4 protein-coding genes are annotated in these 5,193 nt (G+C 29.9%); all 4 read left to right on the forward strand.

The annotated features are described in order from the left end of the window. The first annotated feature begins 569 nt into the window (after positions 1–569). Complete coding sequence (locus ACQKIM_RS27635; protein WP_427550119.1) at positions 570–848, forward strand: hypothetical protein; 279 nt, start codon at positions 570–572, stop codon at positions 846–848. Continuing rightward, on the forward strand, positions 829–1,845 hold the full coding sequence (locus ACQKIM_RS27640) for a reverse transcriptase family protein (protein WP_427550121.1): 1,017 nt from the start codon (positions 829–831) through the stop codon (positions 1,843–1,845). The genes ACQKIM_RS27635 and ACQKIM_RS27640 overlap by 20 nt, the downstream gene beginning before the upstream one ends. Before the next feature lie 347 nt (positions 1,846–2,192). After that, entirely contained in the window at positions 2,193–3,899 is a 1,707-nt protein-coding gene (locus tag ACQKIM_RS27645; RefSeq protein WP_427550122.1) for a hypothetical protein, read from the forward strand. Positions 3,900–3,919: 20 nt separating this feature from the next. Next, entirely contained in the window at positions 3,920–4,483 is a 564-nt protein-coding gene (locus tag ACQKIM_RS27650) for a DUF1643 domain-containing protein (protein ID WP_427550124.1), read from the forward strand. Positions 4,484–5,193: the final 710 nt, after the last annotated feature.

Genomic DNA, 5,193 nt, shown 5'->3' on the forward strand with positions numbered 1-5,193 from the left:
ACATATTTAGAAATCGGTCGTTTCTTGAAGGTATCGTGGTGGAAATCTGCCCACATTTGGCTTCGAAAAATCAAAGGAAAATGCGTACCATAAGGAATTTCTCATCTCTGTTGTCCTCGTTAAAGGTTATAGTAAAAAAATGGATGTTCACTACCTCTGCTTACGTGTCTTTGTTTTTCTTCTAATTGTAGAAAAAAATAAAACTGAAATTTCGGTTAATATTTATGCAATGCTAGTGACTTAAATTACAAATATAGTATAAAATTAAAATGAATAGTACGCCAAGATATTCCTGCGATAAATTGTTGAAGTAAATTCAACGGTATAGTATTGACTCCCCACTACATTGATGCGGCATTAACGCCATTCCTAATATCGCAACGCATGTTTGCATGTATACGAAGATGGCACTATTATCATCAATAAGTAGGTGCAGGGGGTAATGGCTACTATTAGCCAGTTATGAAGAGTAGGAATAACTTGTAAGGGAGATTTCGACTTCTAAAATTCCGAGATTATGTGCAGGGGGAGGCGTAAGCCTTTAATAAATCATCGGAGGTACTGTTATAATGAAGAAATTCTTTAAACGGAAAGCTATTCAGTCGGAGTCGTGTGAAAATGGAGGAGATTTAGCGAAGAAAAAAGGTGCTATAGGACAATTATTTAATCAGGGCACATCTCTTTATGGGAAATGGTGCTTTGCAATTTTTGTCTTAGATATGTTAGTGCAACTTTTGAAAAAGCTATATATTGTGTTACCTTCAATAATACACTTCCTAGAATCCCTTGTTTCTACTCTTTCTTATCTTTATAAGAAGGAGTTTTTTTATGAATTTTTCACAAAGTAAACTATATGGTTTATCCAACAAAAAATATTTAGCTGAATTATTGCGGATCGATAAAGATAAATTAAGAAATATTGATGTAGAGTTTACGCCAATTAAATTCACATCACAAGTTAATGGGAAAAATAGAGTCCTATACGATCAAAATCCTGAGTATAAGAAAGTTTTAAAGAAAATTGTAAACTTGCTATCTAAAGTAGAACTTCCCAAATATGCTTTTGGAGGAATAAAGGGGAGAAATTATATAGGTAATGCAGATGTACATAAAGGAAATAAGTTCCTATTGTTGTTAGATATAAGAGATTTTTTTCCTTCTACTAGAGATTCTTATATTTATAGTTTGTTTTATAACAAACTCCAAATGCCACAAGATATAGCTAAAATTTTTACGGATTTGGTATCAGTTCCTTTAGAGAGTGGTGAAGGTAGATATTTACCGCAGGGATTTCCTACAAGCCCAATAATTAGTTTGTTTGCATACATAGATATGTATGAAGAAATTGCTGAAATAGCAAATAAGAATGATATGAATTTCAGTTGTTATTACGATGATTTAACTTTATCCTCAAATAAATTTATTCCAAAGAGTATGAAGAAAAATATATCAAGGATTATACAAAAATACGGATTCAAGGTACATCCTAATAAATCAAAACTAGTAATTCAAAAATTCACAAAAGTTACAGGAGTAATTTTAGATAAAGATGATTTAAAAGTTCCTAAATCGCTATTTAAAAAATTACATGAAGCTTTCAATTTATTACATATTATGAATAGATCAAGTGGGGATTATAGGGCAGATGAATTTGTAGACATTTGTAACAAAGTACAAGGCTTAATAGCTGCAATTAAGAGTATAGAGCCGAATAGAAATTTAGAAATGTATAGTAATATGCTTAAATATATGAGAAAGAAATATGATATTCCGTATAGAAGAATTTCTATTTCATCTAGTTTTAAGACTCCTGAAGCTAGTTTAATAAGAACTAATAAATCTTAAGTAAGTGGGGAATATAAAAACGAAAAGCGGTGTTATATTCCAGGGTTTTAAATATGGTAAAGCCGACAAAATGATTGGAAATTGTGCACTTTAGGGGTCTGAATTTTCAAAATAACACTTTTTATATAGAAATTTAAAAGGTAAGATTCACAAAAATAATCTTATAAGCGAGCAAAGTAAAATCATTCTTTTACCGAAAATTAATAAGTTATTTCGAGTGTGAGTTATTTATAAAAACTTTCACTCTTTTTGCCTATTTAATAATAAGTTGTTGGACAAAAATGGTATGCATTATTATTAAAGTAGATAACAAATTTTACAATTTCGAGATGTTAGGGAGTGAAATAATGATATATTTTTTAATGAATAAGTCTAAGTGTCAAATAAATGAAAAATTTATTAGCACATTATTAAATGAAGTACTTGCTAAAGGAAATGTTATTTATGAAGTAACACACATAATTGAGTATGAAGGTATTTATAATTATAAAATTATATTAGAAGATGGAACTGAGTTTTTTCTGGAAGTTTTGTATAGAAGTTATTCCAAAGTAGATTATTTAGATATTTATATTAAAGAATCAATAGGAGAATTTGTAACTAATAAATTTGTTGAAAAACTAAAAATTGAGCTAAAGAACAGATTATTGGAACATTGGGAGCAATGCCATTGGATTAGGGATTCACAATCAGCAGATTTATCAGAAAAAGCTTATGTAAAAATTCATAGATTAGAAAATAAACTAAGAGAAGCAATAAATATTATCATGCTAAGAAGATATGGAGAGGATTGGTGGGATAAATATGCTCCAATATCTATACAAAAAAAGTATCACGAAAGAAAAAAACATTTTCAAACTGTAGCACAATCATTTAAAGGTGTAGAAGATAAGTTATTGTCTGTAGATGTTGGTGATTTAATTGAAATCATTAAAAGAAAAAAGAATATACTAGATACTGAAAATATAGAAAACTTAATTAAATCATACGAATCTTTAGCGGGCTATGGTAAACTTGATGATTTGATCAGTAGTTATAAAAATTTCGAAAAAGAATTTAAAAAACATTTATTAATTGAAGAAGACTTATGGAAAGAGCTATTTTCAAATCATTTTGATGAAGAATTTTTTAGTAAGTGGGCAAGCTTTAATAAAGGAAGGAATCATATCGCACATAATAAATTAGTTGATACAGCAGCTTATAATAAAATAATTAAAGATATTTCAGAAGTTGAAATTTATATTGATAAATTAAATGAACATATAGAGATGGAGCCTTCAGATGAAGAAGTTAGAGTGATGATAGAAGAAATGGAAGAGCAATCTTTAGACCATATGCTTGAAATTATGGAACTTGAATCGGGTATAGAAATAAAGGGTGAGGAAGAGATTGTAGAAGATTTTAATCAATATATAAAATCGTTTATAGAAGAGTTAGAAGATTTGTATTATTTCAGAGAAGGCATAGATGTTACAGTGAACGAGATAAATCAAGATGAACAAACTATAGAGATAATAATTTTCTCAAGAGAAAGAGATGGAGTCTATCTATGTATAGAATCTTACATAGAAATTGATTCAGAACCAGGTCAGGAGAGTACTTTGATTTTAAGGTTTAAAGAAGAGGAAGAAGTTATTGAAAACTGTAGAGTCACATTATTTAATGGACAAGCAGTATATGATGTTGATAAAGGATACTATGTACCTATAGTGAATAATGAAATATATTCTATGGACTTTGAAGAATTTCAGATAAATGTAAAGTCTTCGTTAGAAAATCTATTCCATGATTATCGAGAAGATTTAGATATTGCAGATGAAGCAAGTATAAGAGATGGTGGAAGTAGTGTAATAGCTGATTTATCTTGTGAAGAGTGTGGCGAAGAATACATATCGCTTGACGAGAGTGTTTATGAATACGGTAGATGTGCAAACTGTGGACACTTACATCAAGAGTTAATTACATGTGAACGCTGTGAAACGGTATATAATCAAAATATTGATGGGAATGAAATGTTTTGTGATAATTGCCTTGAATGGATAGATGCACAATAAAGCTGGGAGAGACATATAAATTGGAAAATCCATCAATAGAAATATTAGAAGATGAAGCCTATCTTAAAGTTAAAACGATCTTTTCAAAAGATAAAAAATATAGATATTTTCTAAAGAAAACATGGGACGATAAAAAGGGAAATATAGTTTTTCTAATGTTAAATCCGAGCAAAGCTGATCTTATAAAGTCTGATAATACAGTAACAAATGCAACTAATTATGCAGTAGATAAAGATTTTGGTTCAATAACAATAGTAAACTTATTTGCATTTATGGATACGGATAAAAAGTCTTTAAAAGATAGAGATAAGGAAACGGATAAGTTAAATGATAAATATATTTTGTTTGCTTTAAAAGAATGTGATGAACTTGTAATTGCTTGGGAAAGAGGTACGCATAAAAAAAGGAAGAGAGAAGTAGCTAAAATTTTAAAAAAGTTCCCAGAGAAGCTTAGATGTTTTGTCGAGTATGATGAACAAGGCGGTTATACCAAAGTACATCATCTCCGAATTTTTAGAGATATATGGGAATATGAAATTTGGGAGCCAGAAATAGATTTAGAAGTTGAATTGCAAACTAAATGAAAATCATACTGTTAATTACAATTGTTGATCTAGCGATATTTTGAAGCATAGAAACACATACCCCCATGGTTAGCGATAATTAGGTGGGGTGTCTTCCTAATTAAATGTGACCTGTATCAACCACACGAATTGGGGTTACTAACGAAACTAACTAAGCTTTTCAAAAGGCTTGTATAATGTTATTATTTCTTCAAAGATAGTTTCGGTCTAAAAACGTAATTTGACCGAATCCCTAGTACGAGTTGAATACGTCTTGAATGCTTGGTATGACTGCATTGGTAGTGAAAACTATAGTGGTAAGCTAAGCCGTCGGTCGGGGGTTCGAATCCCTCCTGGGACGTCTAAAGGTTCAGATAGAACAAGTTTGAATCAAGTGAAAAGCGCTTCAAATCCTTTAGTATCAAGGGTTTGAAGCGCTTTTCCTTTTTTGAGAATACGTTAGAAAAGGATAGAAAATGAAAAGTTTCTACACATTTTCTACACAAAAAAAGGTATTACTAAATTGTTTCGTGACTGTTATTGAACTAAGCCGCAAAAAGGTTAAGTGTAACTATTTGCATACAATTAGCCGAGCAGACTTCAAGGCAACCCATATTTCATTAATTTTTATTAATCAATCAATTCTTTTTTAATCATTTAAATAGTGTTCCTAGAAAGGGCAGTTTAACGATGATAATTTATAATGTAGGATTATAAAAAAGTTTGATCAT

It is taken from the genome of Lysinibacillus sp. NPDC047702 (genome assembly GCF_050272555.1).
In the GTDB taxonomy this organism is placed as follows: Bacteria; Bacillota; Bacilli; order Bacillales_A; family Planococcaceae; genus Lysinibacillus.

What these genes read in the sequence shown, in the direction of transcription:
- ACQKIM_RS27645 (WP_427550122.1), top strand. Translation starts at nt 2,193, where the DNA reads ATGATATATTTTTTAATGAATAAGTCTAAGTGTCAAATAAATGAAAAA.
- ACQKIM_RS27635 (WP_427550119.1), top strand. Translation starts at nt 570, where the DNA reads ATGAAGAAATTCTTTAAACGGAAAGCTATTCAGTCGGAGTCGTGTGAA.
- ACQKIM_RS27640 (WP_427550121.1), top strand. Translation starts at nt 829, where the DNA reads ATGAATTTTTCACAAAGTAAACTATATGGTTTATCCAACAAAAAATAT.